We start from the raw sequence: 20,049 nt of genomic DNA on the forward strand, positions 1-20,049 counted from the left end.
GAGGAGTTTCGATGCGAGAGCAATCTCCAGACATGGCCACAGAAATCAGCGGGCTCAACAAATGGTATGGCAGTTTCCATGTACTGAAGGATATCGACCTTACCGTAGCTGCCGGCTCGCGGATTGTCATTTGCGGGCCATCCGGTTCCGGCAAATCCACGCTCATCCGCTGCATCAATGGACTCGAGACCTATCAGGGCGGCTCGATCGCGCTTGGCGGCGTAAAACTCGGCGACAACGCGAAGGAGACCACGCTTGCGCGGCGCGATACCGGCATGGTGTTTCAGAGTTTTAATCTCTTTCCACATCTGACGGTATTATCGAACTGCACACTGGCCCTGCGTCGGGTTTTGAAGATGTCTCGCAGGCAAGCCGAGGACATCGCGCTTCATTATCTGGAGAAGGTGCGCATTCCCGAACAGGCCAAAAAGTATCCGGCCCAGCTGTCGGGTGGCCAGCAACAGCGGGTGGCAATCGCACGTGCCCTTTGTCTCAGTCCCCGCCTGATGCTGTTTGACGAGCCGACCTCGGCGCTTGATCCGGAAATGATCAAGGAGGTGCTGGACGTAATGGTCAGTTTGGCATCCGAGGGCATGACCATGCTTTGCGTAACCCATGAGATGGGATTTGCCCGCGAAGTCGCCGATCAGGTCATCTTCATGGATCAAGGTCGGATCGTCGAGCAGGCCCGGCCCGACATCTTCTTCGGAGCACCGAGCCATGCCCGCGCCCAACAATTCCTCGAAAAAATCCTGCATTGAGGCCGAGACCCTATGACGAGCAAGACACGAATCTGGACACCGGTCGACTATGAGGCCGATGGCAAGCAACGCGACTGTCTGAGATTACCCCATTCCACCGATCTCTCGGCCTACGGGTTCGTGCCGATACCGATTGTCTGCATCAAGTCCGGCAGCGGTCCCACGGCTCTCCTGATCGCCGGAAACCATGGCGATGAATATGAGGGCCAGATTGCCCTGAGCAATCTCGCACGGGAGATTGGCACGGACGACGTCCGCGGCAGGATCATCATCCTGCCGGCACTGAACTTTCCAGCTGTCGAAGCCGGGCGACGCGTTTCGCCGCTTGACGACGGCAACCTCAATCGCCTGTTTCCGGGCGACGCGCTCGGCTCACCAACGCAGATGATCGCGCATTATGTCAGCGACGTTCTATTGCCGATGGCCGATATCGTTATCGACCTGCATGCCGGCGGCCGCTCCCTGCACTATTTGCCAAGCGCCCTGGTCAGGGCCGGTGGAACGCAGGCGGAGACGGCCAGGCTTATCGAACTGTTGGGGGTATTTGGAGCACCCGTCAGCTCGATCAGCGACGGATCCGGCGGTGGCGGTGCCACGACATTGGCTGCTGTCGCCCAGCAACTGAATGTCCCTGCCCTCACCGCCGAGCTTGGCGGCGGCGCTGGTCTCTCCCGGGACGGCCTCCAGCTTGCCGAGCAGGGCGTGCGCCGTGTGTTGAAACATTATGGCATCCTGCCTGATATCAAAGTCGACCCGGCGCCAGGGACACGGCTAATGAAGGTCGATGGTCGAGACGCCTTCACCTATGCGCTCACGAGCGGCATATTCGAGCCGGCGGCCGAGGTCGGTGAACCTGTGAAAGCCGGACAACTAGCCGGCAGGGTCCACCCGATCGGTTGGCCGATGCATCAGGTCGAGACGGTGCATTTCAGGCAGTCCGGGCTTGTGGCCTGCCGGCGCGCGCCATCCCTGACCGCGCCGGGTGACTGTCTGTACAAGGTCATGGCCGATATCGGCACGCAAGCATCACTTGCGCGGTCCCGCCACCAAGAATTGCAGGCGGCAAACCACAACAGGTGACATTGGCTATCCTTCTATTCCGGCTGCCCCGAATGCCTGGACAAAGCATCGATCTCGCAGGCAAGAACACGTTCCTGACCGATCCGCCCCTTGAAAATGACGCCGGTGGCGCGAAATCCGCAGTGCAGGTAAAGCGCGCTGGCATCAGGGTTGTCAGCATTCACCGTCAGCATCAGCTGTTGGATTTCGGGTCGATTGGCGGCAATCCACCGCGCGGCCAGCTTCAGTCCGACAGTTCCATATCCCTTGCCCTGCTGACTTCGGCTCACCCTGAAACTGTGCAGGGTAACGGCGTCCTTCGATGCCCAGGCCGGCAATGCCGGTCCTTCTCGCAGCACGTAAAACCCGACCACGTCGGCATCAGCAACAATCGCGAAGGGATGCAGCGCTTCCGAAAAATTGCTGGTCTGCAGAGCCAGAAAGATCGCGTCCATATCGCCGCCGGCAAATCGCTCCTGCTCGGCATCAAGCTCAATTGAAGCAACGAGATGCCAATCCGATAGTTTGAGCGGTCTGAGAACAATATTCATGGCCATCTCTCCGGAAGCCCGCCGGAAAGCACGAAGGCTGATCCATCCGGTGGCCAGCCACAAAGATTACGGCAGACCGCCCAGCCGGCCATACCAGTATCTGTGGATTGACGAATAAATCCGCCGAAACATCTTCACCAGCCGGAGCCTGGCAGCGCATAGAGCGACAAGTCGCTGCTGCCCAGGACGCGCGACGCTTGTTTGTGACGGGATGTGTTATTTTGCACCTTAACGGTACTCGTTTCAGCGTTAGGGAATTTCGTTCGAAGCCAGGGGGCGAGCATGCAGCGGCAGTATTTCCTTGGTGTCATGGCCAGCGCCGCAACCGGGCCACCTGTTGCATAGGCTCCGCAGAGTGCGTTGTCCCAAGACGGATTCACGGTCGAGTAGGCTGAACTATCACTTCGCCTAACTGACTTCATTCGATCCCGTGTCACCACTCATTCTGCCCCTCGGCTGCGCGGTACATCGAGTGGACAGCTCTTGCAGTAAGCCAGTGAACGGATCGAATAACGCAGGCAGCAGACGCGTCGCTGCCGGTGTATCTCGTCACCCTTCTTCACATAGCGCACCGGCTGGTAAAGCCAGTTCCTGCTTCCATCCGGCCAGTTCCGCGACGCAAAGAGCAGGTTGCCGTGTTGTACGCCCGCATGACCGGCGCCAAGAAACGTCTCACATTCGCGCATGACGTTTTCCGCAACGTTTCCGGCATTGCTCCACAGAACCTTCTGCGGCAGGCCGCTTGCATGGGACAGCGCGGCGATAATGGGCTTCAGATGCCGCTCGATAAGCACTCCGAAGCGCTCATGGGCGTCGGCTGGGCGAACTGCGCTCCCCTCGCCGGACAGGCGTATCGCCGATGTACGGCTGTTTTCGGAAAGGATCACGCCGATGGTTTCCAAGTCCGTTGGAAGCTGCCAGTCGGCAATGATGTTGGCGGCAAGAACCGGCGCGAGTAGCACGGAAAAATGCCATTTGGACCATTGGGTCGCAACGGCCGGAAGATCGGGCTGCTCATAGTTTTCCGCAAAGCGGGCGAGCAACGCACCAAGCCTGCGCTCGTCAAGAAGATCGGCGCCCGGCACATAGGGACGCGGATCGTCTTGGAGGACAAGCTGTTCGCCGAGCGCGGCCAACTCGCCGCGGAAGATGGGTTGAAGCGCCGGTATCATCGTCGAAATGACAACGCCACGAAATAGGCGCCGCCGAGCATGGTCGCTATGAGCCCTGCCGGTATCTGCCATGGGAACGCAACGGTTCGGCCGATCCAGTCCGCCAGCACCATCAGGAGCGCACCGATCGTTGCTGCCACATATGTTTGCGCAATCGGCCGCCTTACGCCGAGCAGCCGCGCCATATGCGGCGCCATCAGCCCGACGAAGCTGAGCGGCCCGACGATCAACGTCGTCGTGCCTGTCAGCACAGCCGTTGCCAGAAGCAGGATCAAACGGCTGCGGCCGAGCGACAGGCCGAGGCTTGTCGAGGTGGCCGCGCCCAGCGGCAGAATGGCAAGCCAGCGCGCCAGGAACGGCACAAGGACAAGCGACACGGCTGCCAGCAAGCAGATGGCCGTGGCGTCCGTGGCGGTCACCGAATAGGTCGATCCGGACAGCCAGTTCAGCACACGCAGGACGCGGACATCGCCAATGAAGAGCAGAAAGGTTAGCGTTGAGCCAAGCACGGTGCTGAGCGCCACGCCGGTCAGGAGCAGGTGCTCCGGCGAGAAGCCGGAGCGGCGGCTGAGCCAAAGGACCATGACCAGCACCAGGCCGGCGCCCAGGCTGGACAGGCCCATCATGGTGATGCGGTCGAGCGGCGGCAGAAGGAAGGTCACCAGCAACAGGATAATCGCCGCACCCGACGAGATGCCAAGCATTTCCGGACTTGCGAGACCGTTTCCGGTCATCCGTTGCATCAGCATGCCTGCGATGGCGAGCATCCCGCCGGAAGCGAGTGCCGCCGTCACCCGTGGCAGCCGCCAGGGCGTAAGGTCTCCGAATTCGTCTCCGAGCGCGATATGCCACCCTTGCGGCAGTCGCCCGACAGCCAGCGCTACGGCGATGGCGACCGCAAGTGCTGCCAAAGTCACGACGATCCAGAACACAGTGAGGTCGTCGCGCGACTGCCTTGCAGCCGTTGATCCGGAACTTTGCGGCATCCTTTGCGACGATCGTATCGTTCGCATGAGCCAGATGAGCAGCGGCGCGCCGACGACCGCCGTGACGGCACCGGCCGGGATCTCCATGCCGCCGGAAACGAGAACGAGACCCTGATCGGTGAACGCCAGCAGCCCGGCAGAAACGAGAGGGCCGGCCCACAACCTGTCGCGGAACCGCCGCGCACCGGCGTGGCGCGCAATGGCCGGCCCGGCAAGCCCGATGAAGCCGATCACCCCGACCGTGCCCGCGACGAAGCCGCTGGCCACGACGGCAATGACGATGGCCAATGTTCTCACCGTGGCGAGCGACAGACCGACGCTGCGGGCGTTTCCGGCCTCGAGATCCAGCAACGTCAAAGGCCTGATCATCAGCACAGTTGCCACAAGGACGAACCCGAGCCGGGGCAGCAGCTCCTGCACGCCCCTCCAGTTGTTCTGGACCAGCGAGCCAGCCTCCCAGTTATAGAGGTCGCTCAGCGCCTCAAAATGGACGAGCATCAGCATCGAGCCGAGCGCATTGAGGCAGAGCGAAAGGATCAAACCGGCGAGGATGACGGAGAGCGGCGAAAAACCCTGGCGTGATGCGAGCAGGAGAACCACCAGCGTCGCGATCATGCCACCGCCAAAAGCGACGACGTCCCAGCCAAGAGCAAGGGCGCCCGGCGCCCAGAGGATGGCTATCGCCAGCGCGCATTTGGCGCCGCCAAACACACCAAGCGTGCCGGGTTCGGCGAGCGGGTTGCGCAGCACCTGCTGGAACACCAGTCCGGCAAGCCCGAGCGCACCGCCGCAAAGCAGGCTCATGACGAACCTCGGCATCAGCACGTCGCGCGCCATCAGTTGCGATAGATTTGCCGGGTCGAACCCGACAAGAGTTTCGATCCATGTGTCGACCGGCAGCAGGTTTCGCAGGTTAAGCGCAAGCAGCGCCAGCGAAAGGAACAGCAAAAGGTTCCCAAGAAATGCAGCCCGATTGCCGGATCTTTGTGGAATGGCCAGATCAGTCATCTTCGGGAAGTCCGTCGACAAGCTGGCGGGCAAAGCGCATCGCCGTGAAGACGCCACCGCTCGGATAGATCACGGGCATCGTGGTCACGCGGCCGCTTCGTACGGCGGGCAAGGCATTCCACAGGGCGCTTTCGGCAAGCCGTTCCAGCGCACGCGCAGTCTCTGGACCGCGGTTGAAGTGGACTATGCGGGCTTCGGGATTGCCGGCAAGCTGATCGATCCCGACGGAGGCGACACCCGAAGCGTTGACGCGACCTTGCCAAGCGTTGCTCAGCCCGAGCCGCCGCAGGACATCACCGATGAGCCCGTTTCCCCCGAAGACCGCGACATTGCGGCCATTCTCAAAAAAGCGGCAGACATAGAGCGGCCTCGCCGAGCGTGGGCCGAGCGTAGCGCGTGCCGCCGACAAAGCTTCATTTGCCTGCTGACCCCAACGCGTCGCTTCCGCTTCGCGCCCTGCAAGACTTCCAATCTTTTCCAGCAGCGCTGCCATATGATCGACCGCCGGAACATCGCCGGAAATGGTCTGCAACGGCACGAGCGGTGCAATGCGGGCCAGCCGGTCGAGCCCGCCGACCTGCCACGATGCCAGCACGATGACATCCGGCTTGAGGGACTGGAGATATTCCGCATTCGGTTCGGTAAGAGGTCCGAGGTCCGTTACCTCGTCAGGAAGAATCGGTTGCGCCACAAGCCGGCGATAGAGGGGAAGATTGGCTGCCGCCAGCGGCGTTACGCCAAGAGTGAGCAGAAGCTCGGTCGGCAGAAGGTCAAGCGAAACGACGCGCGGGATCGATGCGGCACGGAGCGGGGCCAAGCCAAGCGACGCGAAAGGGGCGGCAAATGCCGCCCCGAACAACGCGCGTCTCGTCAGACGGCCCCGCCCCATGATCACCACTTGTAGGACAGCGTTGCCGTCGCGGTCAGAGGTTCACCATAACGGCAGCCCGTCGACCCGGCGCAGGTGAAATACTCCTTGTCGAACAGGTTGCGTACATTGAGCGTCAGCTTCGTCCCTTCGAACTTCTTGTCGATCGCTGCGAAATCGTAGCTCACCATGGCATCGGCCAGGAAATATCCCGGGACATGCTCGGAGGTGCCGATCAGATCAATGCTGTCCACCATATTGGTCTTGCCGACGTAGCGGACGCCGCCGCCCAGCTTGACGCCTTCGAGCCCGAGATCGTCCATGCGGTAGTCGGCCCAAAGCGAGAAGGTATGGTATGGAACCATGTCGACCTGCTGGCCGATTTCCCAATCATTCGCGCTGTTCAGTATCTTGGCGTCCGTATAGGCATAGGCGCCTATGATGCCGAGATTCCCGAACTCGGCCCGAGCTTCAAGTTCCAGCCCGCGAGAACGGACCTTGCCCATCTGATAGGGATCGCCGAACGCGTCGTAGCTGACGACGTTCTTCTGCGACAGTTCATAGACGGCAGCGCTGAGCAGGATATTGCTGCCTTCTGGCTGGTAGCGGATGCCAGCCTCATATTGAATCCCTTCGTTCGGCTTCAGTGTCTCCCCCGACAATGCATCAATGCCGATCTGCGGCGCGAAGGACTGACTGATGCTCACATAGGGCGCAATGCCGTTGTCGAAGAGATAGACGAGGCCGGCGCGTCCGGTGACGGCATCATCCTTCTGTTCCGTGGTGGTGCCACGCTGGTAGCTGGTGGAGGTGCTGTCGCTCCAATCGTAGCGTCCGCCAAGCAGGAGCACCCATTTGTCGTCGAACTTGATCTGGTCCTGCAGGTAGAACCCGACCTGATCGCTGACATTGTCGCTGCCGCGATCGGTCCCGTAGTCGATGTCGGGATATCCGGAATAGATTGGATTATCGATGTCGAGGGGAACGAACCCCGTCCCGCGAAAACGGTGGCTGTCATAGCCGCGGCGGTAATAGTCGAAACCGGCCAGTATGGTGTGTTCGGAATTCCCCAGTTCGAAAGTCTTCTCCAGCGAAGTGTCGGAGGTGACGCCATAGGCCTTTTCATGACGGAGGCTGGCCAATCGGTAGAGATCTGACCCCATGACCGGCGCGAGATTTGCCAGCATGTAATCCCAGTTGACGTCCGAGGCGAAGTAGCGGGCGCTGTGGCGAAGTTTCAGCCCGCCGTCGAACTCATGTCCGAAATCATATCCGATCGTATAGGTGTCACCCTTATATCGGTCGAAATCCGGCTCACCCAGGAAAAGATCGCGCGGGATGCGGCCTGTGCTTACATCCTGGAAGGAAAGCGGCGTGGCAAACCGCGTGTTCACATGCTGGTAGCTTGCCAGCACGGTGAGCGAGGTCGCGGCATCCGGCTGCCAGGTAAGAGCAGGCGCGATATAGACCTTGTCGTCAGGCGTCTGGTCGACCCAGTTGTCGGCATCGCGGATGAGGCCGGTCAGGCGATAGAGGAGCGTGCCATCTTCGTTGACCGGACCGCTGAAATCGCCCGAGACCTGCTTGCGGTCGTAGCTGCCATATTCGACATTGACTTCGCGCAGCGGGGTTTGGGTCGGCCGCTTCGAAATGCCGTTGACGATGCCTCCGGGCGTCAACTGGCCATAGAGCATCGATGACGCCCCCCGCAGCACCTCGACACGCTCGAGGCCGTAAGGCTCCTGCCCGCCGTCATAGACATTGGACTGATACTTCATGCCGTCGCGCAACATGCCGCCATTGCCGGTCGCGACATTGAAACCGCGCATCATCACGTCGTCGGCCATGCGGCTGAAGGCCGGCGACTGCATGCTGACGCCCGGCGTGTAGGTTAGCGCGTCGGCAATCGAGGTAGCCTTCTGGTCCGAAATCTGATCGGCCGTCACAACCGAGATGGATTGCGGCGTCTCGATAATGGGAGTGTCCGTCTTGGTTGCCGATGCGTTCTGCTTGGCGACATAGCCGTCGACCGGTCCCCAGGCGCTCTCGATCCGACCTTCGATGGTAACCGTGTCGAGAACGATCGAACCGTCTGCTCCGACGCTTCCTGTCGTCCCGGCATCAGAGCCCATGCGCACCAGCGTCACCGAGCGAGCGCCTGTGAAGCGATAGCTCATACCGGTCCCTGAAAGGAGCTTCGAAAGCCCCTCTTGCGCCGTGTAGCTGCCTGACAGGCCGGGACTTTGGATGCTTGCCGGTATGCCGCCATCCGACACGATGTTGATGCCGGTGGTGCGCGAGAAGAGCACGATCGCTTTCGCAAGCGGCTGTGCAGATATGGAAAAGCGAAGTGGCTCGGACGCGGCGGTCACGCGTGCTTGCGTTTCCGTCTTGGCGGTGTCCTGCGCAGTTGCAACACTGTTGCCTGCCAGGACCGCCGTCAGCGTCAGAAATGTTGCGACGCCCGCGCGCAGACGTATGCTCGTCCTGATCCCTGCTGTCGAATTCGCCCCACGTCGCATTCCACTCTCTCCTGAACAAACACTGCTTCAGACGCATGCCCTTAGCCCCTGCTGTTCAAGACGAAGCGGGTTGCCTATTTTCTGAATAGAAAATTCAAGTTTTTTATTTTTCTGTCTCACGCGGAGAAAACGAGCGTCACCAGCGGGGTCACGTGGACCACGCGAATAGGCAGCGCGTCGGATAGTTGAGCCATGATGTCGTCGGTTCTGTTCAGGTCGACGATGACCGTGACGATACGGCTCGTCAAAGCGTCGTCCATGATAACGATCCGCCCCGAGCGCCAGCGATTGAGAGCAGTGACCACGCGGTCGAATCGTGCCGACGCAAAGACAAGCTGGCCGCCGCGCCAGGCAAGCTCGGCCTCCGCATCGGCCGCAACAGGAGCGCTGAGCGCGTTGCTGTCATAGGTGACCTGAGACCCTTCCTCGACGCGTGCAACCTGGGTCGCCGTTGCCACCTCGACGGCATGCTCCGCCACGGTGACGCGGACACCCCGGTCGACGATCGATACCGAGAAGGCAGTGCCCAGCGCGGTCGTCGTTCCGTTGCGCGCCTGCACAGCGAACGGACGGCGGACGTCCGGCGCCACCGCGAAAAAGGCTTCGCCGGCCTCCAGAAAGACGTTCCGCCGGTCCGGACCGAAGTCGATGGACAACGCCGTTGCAGTGGAGAGATCGGCACTGGAGCCGTCGGGGAGAGCGAAGTTGCGGCGTTCGCCGGTCGCGGTTCGATAATCCGCGAACGGATGCGTCTCCTTGAACATCCAGGCGCCGCCACCGATCGCAAGCAGCATGCCTGCCTGCGTGAACATCCGCCTTGTCAGCACGCGGCGCGTCTTGCGCTTTCTCTCCGTCACCGCAGGCAGCCCGGCAGCACCGGCCCACAATTGCTCGACTTCGGCATAGGCTGCTGGATGCGCCGGGTCACGGCGCATCCAGGCCCGGAAGGCGACTTGATCGGCGGTGGAGACGGTGTCGCCATGGGTGATCCCGAACCAGGCCACCGCCTCACGCATCACCGGATCGAGGTTCTGTGCGAAATCCTTGTCACCCCAATCCTGTGGCACGTCATTCTTCATGAAAGTCTTCTCGGCGATGGTTGCTACTGCAAAGACGTTTAGCGGCGTCGTTTTTCTGAAACAGGCAGCTCGTCGCCTCTCGCCTGATCCAGACGCGACTTCAGATGCATCATCACCTTGACCATCTGGCTGAATGCGGTCTGCAAGGGAATATCGAGCTTTTCCCCTATTGTCGCGAAGGTGTGCCCCTCGACACGCAACAGAAAAACCTCGCGCGGGATTTGCGGCACGTCGTCCAGCGCTGCCTGCAAAATCGCAAGTTCCTGCCGCGATATGGCAACCCTCTCGGCGGAAGGAGCCTCGTCGGGCAGCGCGGCAAGCACCGTCTCCGCGTCAGCAACAGTTGGAAACAAGCGCTGGCGCCTCGCTATGTCGACGGACAGGTTTCTGGCAACGCCGAAGAGATAGGCCCTGTCGTTACCGATAGGCAGTGCCGGCGCCGCCGTCAAAACCCGCAGGAAGGTCTCCTGCGTAATGTCTTCGGCCATGTCGGAGGACGCGCCGCGCCGGCGCAGAAAACGCTCGATATCTTTCCCGTGCCGTTTGAAAAGAGACTGGATATCCCACATGCCATGCCTGCCATACGTCTGCAGGAGCACGCAACTGCGCACCCTGGTCCTTTGGCTAGACCGCAACAAGGACGATCGGGCTGATGGCGATAACTAGTACAAATGCCATTTATTGTCGATTTGCTAATTGAGCGCGTCCCCACGCCATCGCGATCCTTTGGCGATGTGTTGCATGAAGGTCCCTGTTCTTAAAGTTCCCGGTCATTTCGCGCGACGTGGCCCTCGATTCGCCAACCTTCGGAACACGCTTGGCTCGCAGCACCCAAGAAATGCAGTTTGTCACGCGCCGATTGTCGTCACAGGCGCGCCTCTCCGCTTCGTCACCACCGAGGTCCAGTTCACCACCGTGCGCGCCGGCATCTACCGATGGTCCGTCCCAAATCTCGCCGACAGGGACATGGACGGCACAATTAACATCAAATAGTACGATGACGCACTTATGGCCAATCTGGGTGGGGAGCTGACGCTGCAGACCTGGCTACGGTAACCGTGTGAATTCTGGATGTCTCTGAATGTCGGCTAAGAAGAGACAATACGAACGTCCAGGACTGATCGCTCAATCTGGTAAGCGCTACGTGTGCAGAGCAGTGCGTGCGGCGTGATATCAATCAGCAGTCCGATAATTTCGCCGTCGGGATGATCAAGCACGTCTCCCAGAACCGCGATTTCCCAGCCGAGCGCTCGCAGGCGTTCTGGCCAGAATGCTTCGCAGACCACGCTCAGCTTGCGAATACGTAGCTTAAGACACGATTCCAAAAGCCCACAAAGAACGATGCCGACAGCCTGCGACGACTGTCCGGATGTTCGCAGCGACGGAGCAACAAAAAACCGGGTCCACTCGAATGTATCCTCAGCTTGCGGCGGAGTGCCTCGTGCAAGGATAGGAAACACATCCGCCAAGAGGTGAGGCTTCAAGCTCGGAACCAGGCGCGAGCCTCCAACGACGTTTGATTGTGCGTCAATTCCGAGAAGATAGATCGCGTCTTCTGTGTCGAAAGCATCAATCTCCATATCGATTGGTCGAGCAACAGCCTTCCAACCTCGCCCTTCGACATAAATCTCGTGACGGATACGGAAATATCTCTCCAAGTGGTGCTTATAGATATCCCTCGCAGACCAATCGACAATATGAATTCGAAACATGGCGCCCCCACCATGAAGCCTACAAAATAGGCGCTCCTCGCCTGTATCCCAAGATTCAGCGATTGCTAAATCTGAATCTCATGTCGTCGCAACCCTTCGGCAACGGCATGGGCCGCGTTTATTACATCGAGCTTTTCACGAATGTTGCGCAGATGCGTTTCCACCGTGTACCTGGAGATATTCAGGATGCACGCAATGTCCTCGGCTCCCTTACCGGCCGAGATCCATTGAAGAATTTCCCGCTCGCGAGGGGTCAGAACCGGGCGTTGTTCATGGCGAACCAGTTCTTCCAGAACACAGACTTTTCTATAGGCATATCTGCATACCGCTTCGATGATAGGCAAAGTGGTGCTGGGCAATCCAACGAACTCACCGGCGGCTGTGACAACCGCAGGGCCGAAGTGCCGAGCATGGATCGGGACGCATACACCCTCATTCATTCCGAATTCGCGCGCTTCTTCCATTACGAGTAGGCCGCGAGGAGCCATATGTTCGCGTTCAAGCTCGCTCCAGAAAAAGGCACCGCCGGTACGTCTGCTCTCGCCCGCGCAAGGATCGTGAAAATAATGGCCTTGTTCGCTGTAACGCGCATGCCACTCCTCGGACCAGCCATCGCACAAGATTTGCCTGTGCCAATGTTGGTCGTCCGGCGCTGGCAGCCCGGTAATAAGACATTGACTAAATCCATACTCTGCCAGACATCTGCGAAGTCCACCGAGTACAGCCTTGGAAGATTTTGCTCGTTCAATCCTTGAGATCGCGTGGTTGATCTCCGAGATCACACATTCATTCATGCGAACGCTTCGACGCCCCACAACGCCGCCTCTATCCCAATGACGCTAGGGTAACGCGCCAAAGTTTGTCGGCTCAACGTTAGGGGCAAGGAATGTTCACTATAGTGAACATGGCTCGATAAACATTTCGTCAGTATCGTTTTACTGATTTGCCGGCAAATCGCAGGGATCGTTATCCTAAGTTTTCGGCTCCGACGCAGGCGGGCGAATTAATTCAGTTGCCTCCACTTCGAGTGCCTCGGCGAGATCCTCCAGTGTCTCAAGCGTTACATTGCGTCGACCTGCCTCCACACCGCTGATGTAGGCGCGCGAATGACCCGCGAGAAAGGCCAGCCCTTCCTGAGAGAGCTTCTTATCCCTGCGCAAGCGTTGAACGTTTAGACTCAATCGACCAGCAAGCTTCATGCATGAAGGATTGCATATTTGTTCACTATAGTGCGGCACACTATAGTGAACATTTTGCATTGACAGCGGGCGGCAGGGCTGTTTGAACCATGTGAGATTGAAACTCTTTGACAGCCACAGGAGGAACAATGGGTTACCGTTTTTTCAGGAAATCTGAAATTCCGGTGCTGCTGCTCTTCAAATCAGTTCGAGCGACGGGCCATCAAAATCTGGTCAAAGGGTCGAATTCCGGTACCGGGGATTTGTCATGACGGTTGCATGCAAGATCGCCGGCTTTTCCTGTATCCGGTGCAGCGCGAACTATTCTGCCGACATCGAGATTGATTCGAGGGGTTGCCCCGTTTGCCAGCTAAGTGCGCCGGCCAATCTTCAGCCTGTTTACAAAAAATCGCAATCAGCCGGAGAGCCGGATCGGCCCGATCTGCGGAAATCGCTGTGGCGCCACGCGAACACGCTTCCTTGCGCAGCAGAAGACGCAATTTCGCTGGGGGAGGGTGACACACCGCTACTGAAGGCTGCGACCATAGGCCAGGCTCTCGGAGTGCCGAACCTGTTCATCAAGGACGAAGGCCGCAATCCGACCTGGTCGCATAAAGATCGTTTCTCGACGGTGGCGGTATCAGTCGCGCGCAGCCAGGGTGCGCGCGTGATCGCGACAGCCTCGTCCGGCAATGCCGGTGCTTCACTCGCCGCCTATGCTGCACGGGCGGGCCTTGAATGCGTTGTGGCCACCTTTGCCGGCACTGCCGGGCCTATGCTGTCACAGATACGGAGATATGGTGCGACTGTCCTGCCTCTGGTCAACAAGATGGACAGATGGGCGCTGCTCGCAGACGCTGCTTCGCGTTTCGGCTGGTTCGTGACGTCGCCATGCCATTCTCCCGTCGTGGGCAGCCATCCGGTGGGCATCGAAGGCTACAAGACGATGGCCTATGAGATCGTTGAACAATCAAACGGCGAAGTTCCCGACTGGTGTGTCATGCCTGTCTGTTACGGCGACGCACTCGCCGGTGTTTGGCTCGGCTTCAAGGAATTGTTCGAGGCCAGATACGTCGATCGCCTGCCAAAACTTGTCGCCGCGGAGGTACACGGTTCTCTTTCTGATGCGCTCGCGCGCGGTGTTGACAGGCTCGATGAGCAGGAGATGCTTTTCGAGACACTCGCGGTATCGATCGGCACGCCACGCAGCACCTATCAGGCGGTCAAGGCGTTGCGTGAATCGTCGGGCCGGGCAGTCCCGGTTGGCAATGACAGCCTGCTGGATCTTCAGAAGCAGCTAGCGCGACGCGAGGGCATCTTTGCCGAACTCGCGTCTGTGACGCCTCTTGCGGCAATCCGCGAACTGCGGAAGCAAGGGGTGATCGCCGCGGACGATCGAGTCGTCGCGGTTGTCACGGCGAGCGGCTTGAAAGACCTTGATCGCTCGACCGATCCGTCGGAAACACATCAGACATTTCGGACCATCGAAGATGCTTGGCAGTGGCTGGGATCCAGACAGCTCGGGTGACACCCTCCTCCCGTTGAGACGATCGCAAGGTTCGCTCAGAGGCCGAGCTATTGAGACAAAAGAACATCGTCCAGCCGCCGCCGCGCCCAGGGAAAGTGCGTCCAGTCTGATTCTTTGGCAGGTCTTATGCGGGAAAGCGTTTCCGGTTCTGTCGGATGCTTGCACGGCCAGCCCGGCAAGTCAGCCAGCCACGCCTCGTTGTAGATCGTATCGGCATGACGATGCCCTTCGTCGGGCATGATTACAGCGACCGTTGCGCCATCATGCTTGCTGGCGACCCATTTCGCCACAAGTGCGGCCGCTCCACTGGTCGGGCCCATGAACACTCCTTCGTCGCGAAATAGGGCATGCGCTGATTGATACGCCGGATAGGCGCCAACCCAGTGGATCTCATCGACGAGTTCATGGCGAACATTGCCGGGCAAGACGCTGTTGCCGAGCCCACGCAGCATCCGTTTGCCGACCGGTTGGCCAAACAGCATGCTGCGATGGGTGTCGACGGCAAAAATCTTCAAGTCGGGAAATATCTGGCGCAGAAATGTTCCCGTGCCGCACAGTGAGCCGCCGGTTCCGACGCAACCAACCAGGAAGTCTATCTGACCGACGTTTCGAACAAGAATGTCGACCAGGTTGGCATAGGCAAGCCAGTTGCCGGCGCTGTCATACTGCCGCGTCCAAAAACTTTCGGGATTTTCTTTCAACGTGTTGTTCAAAAATTTCAGCCGACCTGTCTGATTGCCGTCGCCCAAAGGATCGTCAATCGCGACCACGGTGGCATCGAGGCGCTCAAGCCTTGCCTGATATTTCCTGTCGATCAGGCTAGAGGCGGTGACGAGTGTGAGCGGGTAGCTGCGCGCAGCCGCAAGCAGCGCGACAGCCATACCGAATGTACCCGATGTCGTTTCGACAATATGTGCGCCTGGCTTCAGCTCCCCGGAAGCTTCAGCCCGATCAAGAATAAAACGCGCGGGCATCAGCTTCATCAGCGGGAATGCAGCCGCCACAAGATTAGGTGCGAGCCTTGCAAGGCGAGGCGTTTCAAGAGCGCGGAAATAATCGGCGTCAAGTTTCATTTTCCAACGCCTCCTCCGTATTGACCGAATGGATCTCGACGTCCTTAAACCCGGCATCGCGTATGGTTTGGGCAAGGTCGAGCGCTTTCGTCCAGGCGTCTCTTTGTGCCGCGTCCAATAGAACGCCGACCAATGAACCGCTGTGGGCGACCTGGACGCCACAGGCGTGATGTTGCCGGGCGATCTGGAGGGCAACATCCAAACGCGACTTGGGCAAATGACGCAGGCTGATTTGAGCGCTTACCGTCGCGACGCGTCCCAGCAAATAAGGATCCTGAAACCTGATTGACCGCGAGGCCAGCCCTCGCAAAATACGAAACAGCTGGATCTCCTCGCTGCCGTAGCGTGCCGGCTGCAGCCCCAATGTGTCGATCGGCGTGCCATTGTGTGCCTTGAACCCAACCACGAGGAGCGGTGGCAATGCGCCACCGAAATGCTCGATGACTACGCCTTCGCGGTGCGCAAATAGTACGGCCTGGTCTTCATAGGGAATGGCATCACTTGCGCCTTCCGCCGCCACCGCAAGCCGGCAGATACTGGATCGGCGCAGCTTGACATCATGTGCGTCGGCCACAGCTCGGATCGACGAAACCACGTCGGCTGTGGAAGACCCATAACCATGACCGACCGGAATGGCACTCTTGATGACAAGATCGCCTCCGGTGTGAGAGCGATCGATGTGCTCCAGGGTCAAACGGGCTGCTGTTTCCGCCTTTGTTCTATCGGGGGGCAACGCCTTGATGCGGGCCGTTTCCGTTATCTTGAACGTCGCAACCGACCGGATACGATCGAGCGGAAGTGTCATCAATCCCCGATGCAGGCGTCCGGCATCGTCTTCGAACACACCCTGGAGCAGCTCACCATGGTGGGCAATCGCATGACCTTTACCTGCCCTGAAGGCGGGCTTTCTGGTAGCCACGGTGCTGTCGAGATTTCCGGTTTCTACCATGCCGATCCTCATCTCAATCTTGCTGACAAGCTCGAGAGCGTGAACCGAACGGCTAGGGCCGTCACTCGCTGCATTCAGGTATTGACTGGTTGATTGGCGATCGAACCACGTCTGCGCACTTGGATGCGCTGATCAGCCAAACCTGCGGCATGCCGCGTTAGGACTGACCGGCAACCCTGAGCATGGCGTAGCAATTCTCTCCGCCAGCAGAGACTTGTTCATAGGATTTTCGCGCCTGCACAAGCCATTCGCGGTGTGAATCGTATCTGGTCTCGATCGCAGGAATCGGTTTCAGTGAGAGGAATTTGGGGCCCTGGCTCAAGAACCAGCAGGCGCGCCCGACGAGACGCCGACTCCGGTCGCGGAGCCAGGCGTAATCCCACAGCACATCCAGCACTTCACGCTTGAGGTTGCTGGCAACAGCCGGGTCGGATACCCCCTCGTCTGGTTTGCGAGCGCCAAGCGCCGCCCGCAGATCGCCGTAGTCCTGACGAAGCTGCTCCGCCGCGTAGCCGAGGTCTGCCTCATCCTTGACCATGCCGAACCAGAGACTAGGATCGATCTGGTTCACCAACGGCGACGATTGAAAATCGCCCGAGAACTGCATGGCACCAAAATCCTCGAGATCAATCTCGCGCTGAAGCAGCTCTATCGCGTCGACCTGCTTAGCGAGATCCGGGCCGGCTGCCGATAAGGCTCCGTTCGACCCACCGTCAGCGGGGTCGATATAGGCACCGCCATCGTCGAGCACCGGGTCGATCTCGGCTACGAATTCAAGCAGCGGCGCCGCCCGGCTCAGCCTTACACCGAGTTTCGCCAAAAGCTCTTGCATTTGAGCTTCCTGCCTTTGGCGCTCCAGGTAGCTTTGCTGAAAGAAGAATATGAATAGCGAAACGGCGATACCGAAGAGGATTACGCCAAGCTGCGAAAATGTATTGCGATAATATTCGAGCTGCTTTTCCTTGTGACGCTCATCGCGCTGTGTGTAGTGAGCGACCTGATTGTTTATGAAGACCGATACAATCAGCAGCAACGCGCCGAGCAGTCCGAGCATGACGATCAGGATATGGCCGCCGCCGAACATTGATTCGAACACCATCATCCCGTTCCCGCTTCACAATGCTCGCCAAGGTCATAGGCTCAACGCCCTGAGACTCTCTTTGAGCTGTTCGACAAAACAGAGAATACCATCAAGTTTATCGCGGGACGCCTTCTTTATCGCCTAACTGACGCGTCACCCAATTCTTCGAGAGGTTTTCGACCGTCAATGATCCATATTCAATTCGGGCGAGCACATGCCTCGCGGTTGCGTGACTTTCTGAAATCACCTACGCCAACGTTGGCGGATCATTACCAGAGGAGAAGACTATGTCGGAGATCGAAGATCAGACAGAACCGAACCTGCGGCTGACGGCGCATATCGTTTCCGCTTACGTTTCAAACAATCCAGTCCCAAGAGGCGAGCTTGCCGGTTTGATCGGACGCGTAAACGCCTCCATTCAACAAGTGTCTAAGTCTGGTATCGGCACGCGATCGGAAACCCTGATCCCGGCCGTACCAATCAGGAAATCCGTGACACCCGATTTCATCATTTCGCTTGAGGACGGAAAGAAGTTCAAATCGCTCAAGCGTCATCTCAACACGCATTATGGGATGACCCCAGACGACTATCGTGCCAAATGGGGGCTTCCAGCCGACTATCCCATGGTTGCTCCGAATTACACCGCGGCCAGATCCCAAATGGCGAAGAAGATGGGATTGGGCCGCAAGTCGAAGTTGGCCAAAGCGCCAAGCTCGACGAGCAAGAACGCCCGATAGATGACGATTGGGGCATCGGGAATAAAGACCGATCGGCCCAGCCTGACTGACGCTATCCGCTATGCGCGTGACGGCAACACACTCACGGTCTGGAAGCTCACCCGTCTCGGCGCTCAGGGCAGGAAAAATCAATGAATAGTCCACAGCACCCGCGTCACTCGGATGCTCTGCCTATCAGTGCGTTTACGCCTTCGGAAGTCGCATCAGATCTTTCATGGGCACCGGATATGGCCGCCTTTGACGAGCCTCCTCTGACCGCAAAAGCTTATGTGCAGGCCTATCTGGCCGACCCCACTACATGGTGGTGGTCGACGAACGACTATTCATCAAGTGAGGCGGACGTCGTATTGAAAAGGGTGCTCGCCATCGCCGCGGAAGCCCAATTGCCTGATCACGAGGAGGCGCTTGGTCAGGTAGGTGTCGGTCCCCTAGAAAATATGATGTCCGACACTTTGCTCGACCTTTTAGGAGCCTGGATGCCATTCACGCCCGCAATGCGCTACGCTCTTAGCAGCGTGCGGATGGAATTCGAATCGCCAGCTTTGCAACGACGACTGTCAGCGATGATCGCAGGGTCGCTACGCAATAGTCGATGATACCTCCATACAGTTCACAGTTGGCTCCCGAACATTAAACGGGTGCAGACATCCGGCCAATTTTGCCGAAAGATTTCCCTGACAGCCGAACGGGCTTTTGTCCGAAATGGAGAGGTGCCCGACTTCAAGCCATGGGGATTTCCGGCCGGAGACATGGGGCGGTCACTGAGCCATCACTTTTATGTCGTAACGCCAGCTTTGGGCTTTTGCGCCCTGCCCCTTCGCCGCTTGATTTCGGAAGGATCCGATTGATGCGCGAGCGTCTCGGGACTATTGTATCCAGACTGCGTTGCCGTCGTGGTGCCAGCAATGAATCGCGGTCTGGTATTCAGTTTGGTTGGTGGCATCGGCTTGCTTGCCGGTGTAATATTTGTCGTCGCCAGCCCACCACAGGTTTCGCCTGAGGCAATCCAGTCTTCAGTTACGCGCACACCCGAGTTGCTGAGCCGTGCATGGCAGATGCCTGTGGCAGCTACCTTCAAACACAGCGTAACGTGGCAATCCAATGCCTCTCGCTGCGGCCCTGCAAGCGTTGCAAATGCGTATCGTTCCCTTGGGGAGGAAGAGACTACCGAGGCAGAGGTCCTAGAAGGCACCGGCAAATGCTGGACCGGTTTTTGCATTATCGGCCTCACTCTCGATGAACTCACTGAGGTTGCGCAGCAACACACCGAGCGGAAGGTGTCAGTCATACGTGACATTACCGCCGCAGAATTCCGCGAGCATATGAAGCGCGCCAACGATCCAAACCGCCGGTACATCATCAACTTTGCCCGCGAAAAGATTTTCGGTGCGGGTGCAGGCCACCACTCCCCGATCGGCGGATACCTGGAAGCCCAGGATATGGTTTTTGTCCTTGATGTGAATGAGAACTACAGGCCGTGGCTGGTCGAGACCGATCGATTGTTTGCAGCAATGGACACGCTCGACGGGGGTAAAAAGCGCGGATTGCTTCTCATCCAGTAGCTCGAAGCGGCGCACGGTGGTGCCAGTTGGCTGTCTCGCTCGAGAGCTTGCCGCCACATCCCCTCGGCCCACACCAGCGTTTTTGACGGTAAAGCTGCGTAGCGCCCGGCTTTCAGTCTACGGAGATACCGCTTTATCTGCTTATCGTTTTCAAGGCGGGCAAGTACCTACACGCCATTTTGATTACCGTCGGACAAAGCTGCGCGATAGGCTCCCTGAACGC

The 20,049-nt window shown here is 58.8% G+C and carries 20 protein-coding genes; 7 read left to right on the forward strand and 13 right to left on the reverse strand.

What is annotated here, in order from left to right:
* The first annotated feature begins 11 nt into the window (after window positions 1-11).
* Together G6N74_RS20765 and G6N74_RS20770 are read left to right on the forward strand one after the other, a co-directional pair.
* Window positions 12-761: an amino acid ABC transporter ATP-binding protein gene (locus G6N74_RS20765; protein ID WP_246245842.1), complete on the forward strand. Its 750-nt coding sequence runs from the start codon at window positions 12-14 to the stop codon at window positions 759-761.
* A gap of 12 nt (window positions 762-773) precedes the next feature.
* On the forward strand, window positions 774-1,841 hold the full coding sequence (locus G6N74_RS20770) for a succinylglutamate desuccinylase/aspartoacylase family protein (RefSeq protein WP_165119933.1): 1,068 nt from the start codon (window positions 774-776) through the stop codon (window positions 1,839-1,841).
* 14 nt (window positions 1,842-1,855) lie between these two features.
* On the opposite strand, the gene G6N74_RS20775 is transcribed toward G6N74_RS20770, so the two are convergent.
* The 10 genes from G6N74_RS20775 to G6N74_RS20820 form a co-directional block, all read right to left on the reverse strand.
* Complete coding sequence (locus tag G6N74_RS20775) at window positions 1,856-2,371, reverse strand: GNAT family N-acetyltransferase (RefSeq protein ID WP_165119934.1); 516 nt, start codon at window positions 2,369-2,371, stop codon at window positions 1,856-1,858.
* A 440-nt stretch (window positions 2,372-2,811) separates the two neighbouring features.
* Window positions 2,812-3,507, reverse strand: coding sequence for a siderophore-iron reductase FhuF (gene fhuF / locus G6N74_RS20780; protein ID WP_165119935.1), 696 nt, complete (start codon window positions 3,505-3,507; stop codon window positions 2,812-2,814).
* A 32-nt stretch (window positions 3,508-3,539) separates the two neighbouring features.
* Complete coding sequence (fhuB, locus tag G6N74_RS20785) at window positions 3,540-5,537, reverse strand: Fe(3+)-hydroxamate ABC transporter permease FhuB (RefSeq protein WP_165119936.1); 1,998 nt, start codon at window positions 5,535-5,537, stop codon at window positions 3,540-3,542.
* Window positions 5,530-6,354 (reverse strand): ABC transporter substrate-binding protein, encoded by an 825-nt coding sequence (locus G6N74_RS20790; protein ID WP_165119937.1) that lies wholly within the window; start codon window positions 6,352-6,354, stop codon window positions 5,530-5,532. Before G6N74_RS20790 ends, fhuB begins: the two co-directional genes overlap by 8 nt.
* Window positions 6,355-6,428: 74 nt before the next feature.
* Window positions 6,429-8,927 carry a TonB-dependent siderophore receptor gene (locus tag G6N74_RS20795; RefSeq protein ID WP_165119938.1) on the reverse strand — a complete coding sequence of 833 codons (2,499 nt, stop codon included), beginning with the start codon at window positions 8,925-8,927 and terminating at the stop codon, window positions 6,429-6,431.
* 116 nt (window positions 8,928-9,043) lie between these two features.
* Entirely contained in the window at window positions 9,044-10,006 is a 963-nt protein-coding gene (locus tag G6N74_RS20800) for a FecR family protein (protein ID WP_165119939.1), read from the reverse strand.
* Window positions 10,007-10,044: 38 nt separating this feature from the next.
* Window positions 10,045-10,605, reverse strand: a complete 561-nt coding sequence (locus tag G6N74_RS20805) for an RNA polymerase sigma factor (protein ID WP_312857901.1) — start codon at window positions 10,603-10,605, stop codon at window positions 10,045-10,047.
* Between the two features lie 489 nt (window positions 10,606-11,094).
* Complete coding sequence (locus G6N74_RS20810; RefSeq protein ID WP_165119940.1) at window positions 11,095-11,718, reverse strand: acyl-homoserine-lactone synthase; 624 nt, start codon at window positions 11,716-11,718, stop codon at window positions 11,095-11,097.
* A 65-nt stretch (window positions 11,719-11,783) separates the two neighbouring features.
* Window positions 11,784-12,512 (reverse strand): autoinducer binding domain-containing protein, encoded by a 729-nt coding sequence (locus G6N74_RS20815; RefSeq protein WP_165119941.1) that lies wholly within the window; start codon window positions 12,510-12,512, stop codon window positions 11,784-11,786.
* 177 nt (window positions 12,513-12,689) lie between these two features.
* Window positions 12,690-12,977 carry a helix-turn-helix domain-containing protein gene (locus G6N74_RS20820; protein WP_312857906.1) on the reverse strand — a complete coding sequence of 96 codons (288 nt, stop codon included), beginning with the start codon at window positions 12,975-12,977 and terminating at the stop codon, window positions 12,690-12,692.
* A 373-nt stretch (window positions 12,978-13,350) separates the two neighbouring features.
* Between G6N74_RS20820 and G6N74_RS20825 the strand changes: the two genes are divergently transcribed.
* Window positions 13,351-14,424, forward strand: coding sequence for a threonine synthase (locus G6N74_RS20825; RefSeq protein ID WP_312857907.1), 1,074 nt, complete (start codon window positions 13,351-13,353; stop codon window positions 14,422-14,424).
* 47 nt (window positions 14,425-14,471) lie between these two features.
* Here G6N74_RS20825 and G6N74_RS20830 read toward each other — a convergent pair whose 3' ends face one another.
* The 3 genes from G6N74_RS20830 to G6N74_RS20840 all read right to left on the reverse strand — a co-directional run bounded on the left by G6N74_RS20830 (window position 14,472) and on the right by G6N74_RS20840 (window position 17,548).
* Window positions 14,472-15,497, reverse strand: a complete 1,026-nt coding sequence (locus G6N74_RS20830) for a PLP-dependent cysteine synthase family protein (RefSeq protein WP_165119944.1) — start codon at window positions 15,495-15,497, stop codon at window positions 14,472-14,474.
* Window positions 15,487-16,446 (reverse strand): GHMP family kinase ATP-binding protein, encoded by a 960-nt coding sequence (locus G6N74_RS20835; RefSeq protein ID WP_165119945.1) that lies wholly within the window; start codon window positions 16,444-16,446, stop codon window positions 15,487-15,489. The genes G6N74_RS20830 and G6N74_RS20835 overlap by 11 nt, the downstream gene beginning before the upstream one ends.
* Before the next feature lie 157 nt (window positions 16,447-16,603).
* On the reverse strand, window positions 16,604-17,548 hold the full coding sequence (locus G6N74_RS20840) for a hypothetical protein (RefSeq protein ID WP_165119946.1): 945 nt from the start codon (window positions 17,546-17,548) through the stop codon (window positions 16,604-16,606).
* Between the two features lie 266 nt (window positions 17,549-17,814).
* Here G6N74_RS20840 and G6N74_RS20845 point away from each other — a divergent pair, with 266 nt between their 5' ends.
* The 4 genes from G6N74_RS20845 to G6N74_RS20860 all read left to right on the forward strand — a co-directional run bounded on the left by G6N74_RS20845 (window position 17,815) and on the right by G6N74_RS20860 (window position 19,826).
* Window positions 17,815-18,264 (forward strand): Ros/MucR family transcriptional regulator, encoded by a 450-nt coding sequence (locus tag G6N74_RS20845; protein WP_165119947.1) that lies wholly within the window; start codon window positions 17,815-17,817, stop codon window positions 18,262-18,264.
* Window positions 18,265-18,399 carry a recombinase family protein gene (locus tag G6N74_RS20850; protein WP_165119948.1) on the forward strand — a complete coding sequence of 45 codons (135 nt, stop codon included), beginning with the start codon at window positions 18,265-18,267 and terminating at the stop codon, window positions 18,397-18,399.
* Window positions 18,396-18,860 (forward strand): hypothetical protein, encoded by a 465-nt coding sequence (locus G6N74_RS20855; RefSeq protein WP_165119949.1) that lies wholly within the window; start codon window positions 18,396-18,398, stop codon window positions 18,858-18,860. The genes G6N74_RS20850 and G6N74_RS20855 overlap by 4 nt, the downstream gene beginning before the upstream one ends.
* 309 nt (window positions 18,861-19,169) lie before the next feature.
* The gene (locus tag G6N74_RS20860; RefSeq protein WP_165119950.1) at window positions 19,170-19,826 is read left to right on the forward strand and encodes a phytochelatin synthase family protein; all 657 of its coding nucleotides are present in this window, start codon (window positions 19,170-19,172) and stop codon (window positions 19,824-19,826) included.
* The last annotated feature ends 223 nt before the right edge of the window (window positions 19,827-20,049 follow it).

Origin of the sequence: Mesorhizobium zhangyense, assembly GCF_011045115.1 — a bacterium.
GTDB lineage: Bacteria > Pseudomonadota > Alphaproteobacteria > Rhizobiales > Rhizobiaceae > Mesorhizobium_M > Mesorhizobium_M zhangyense.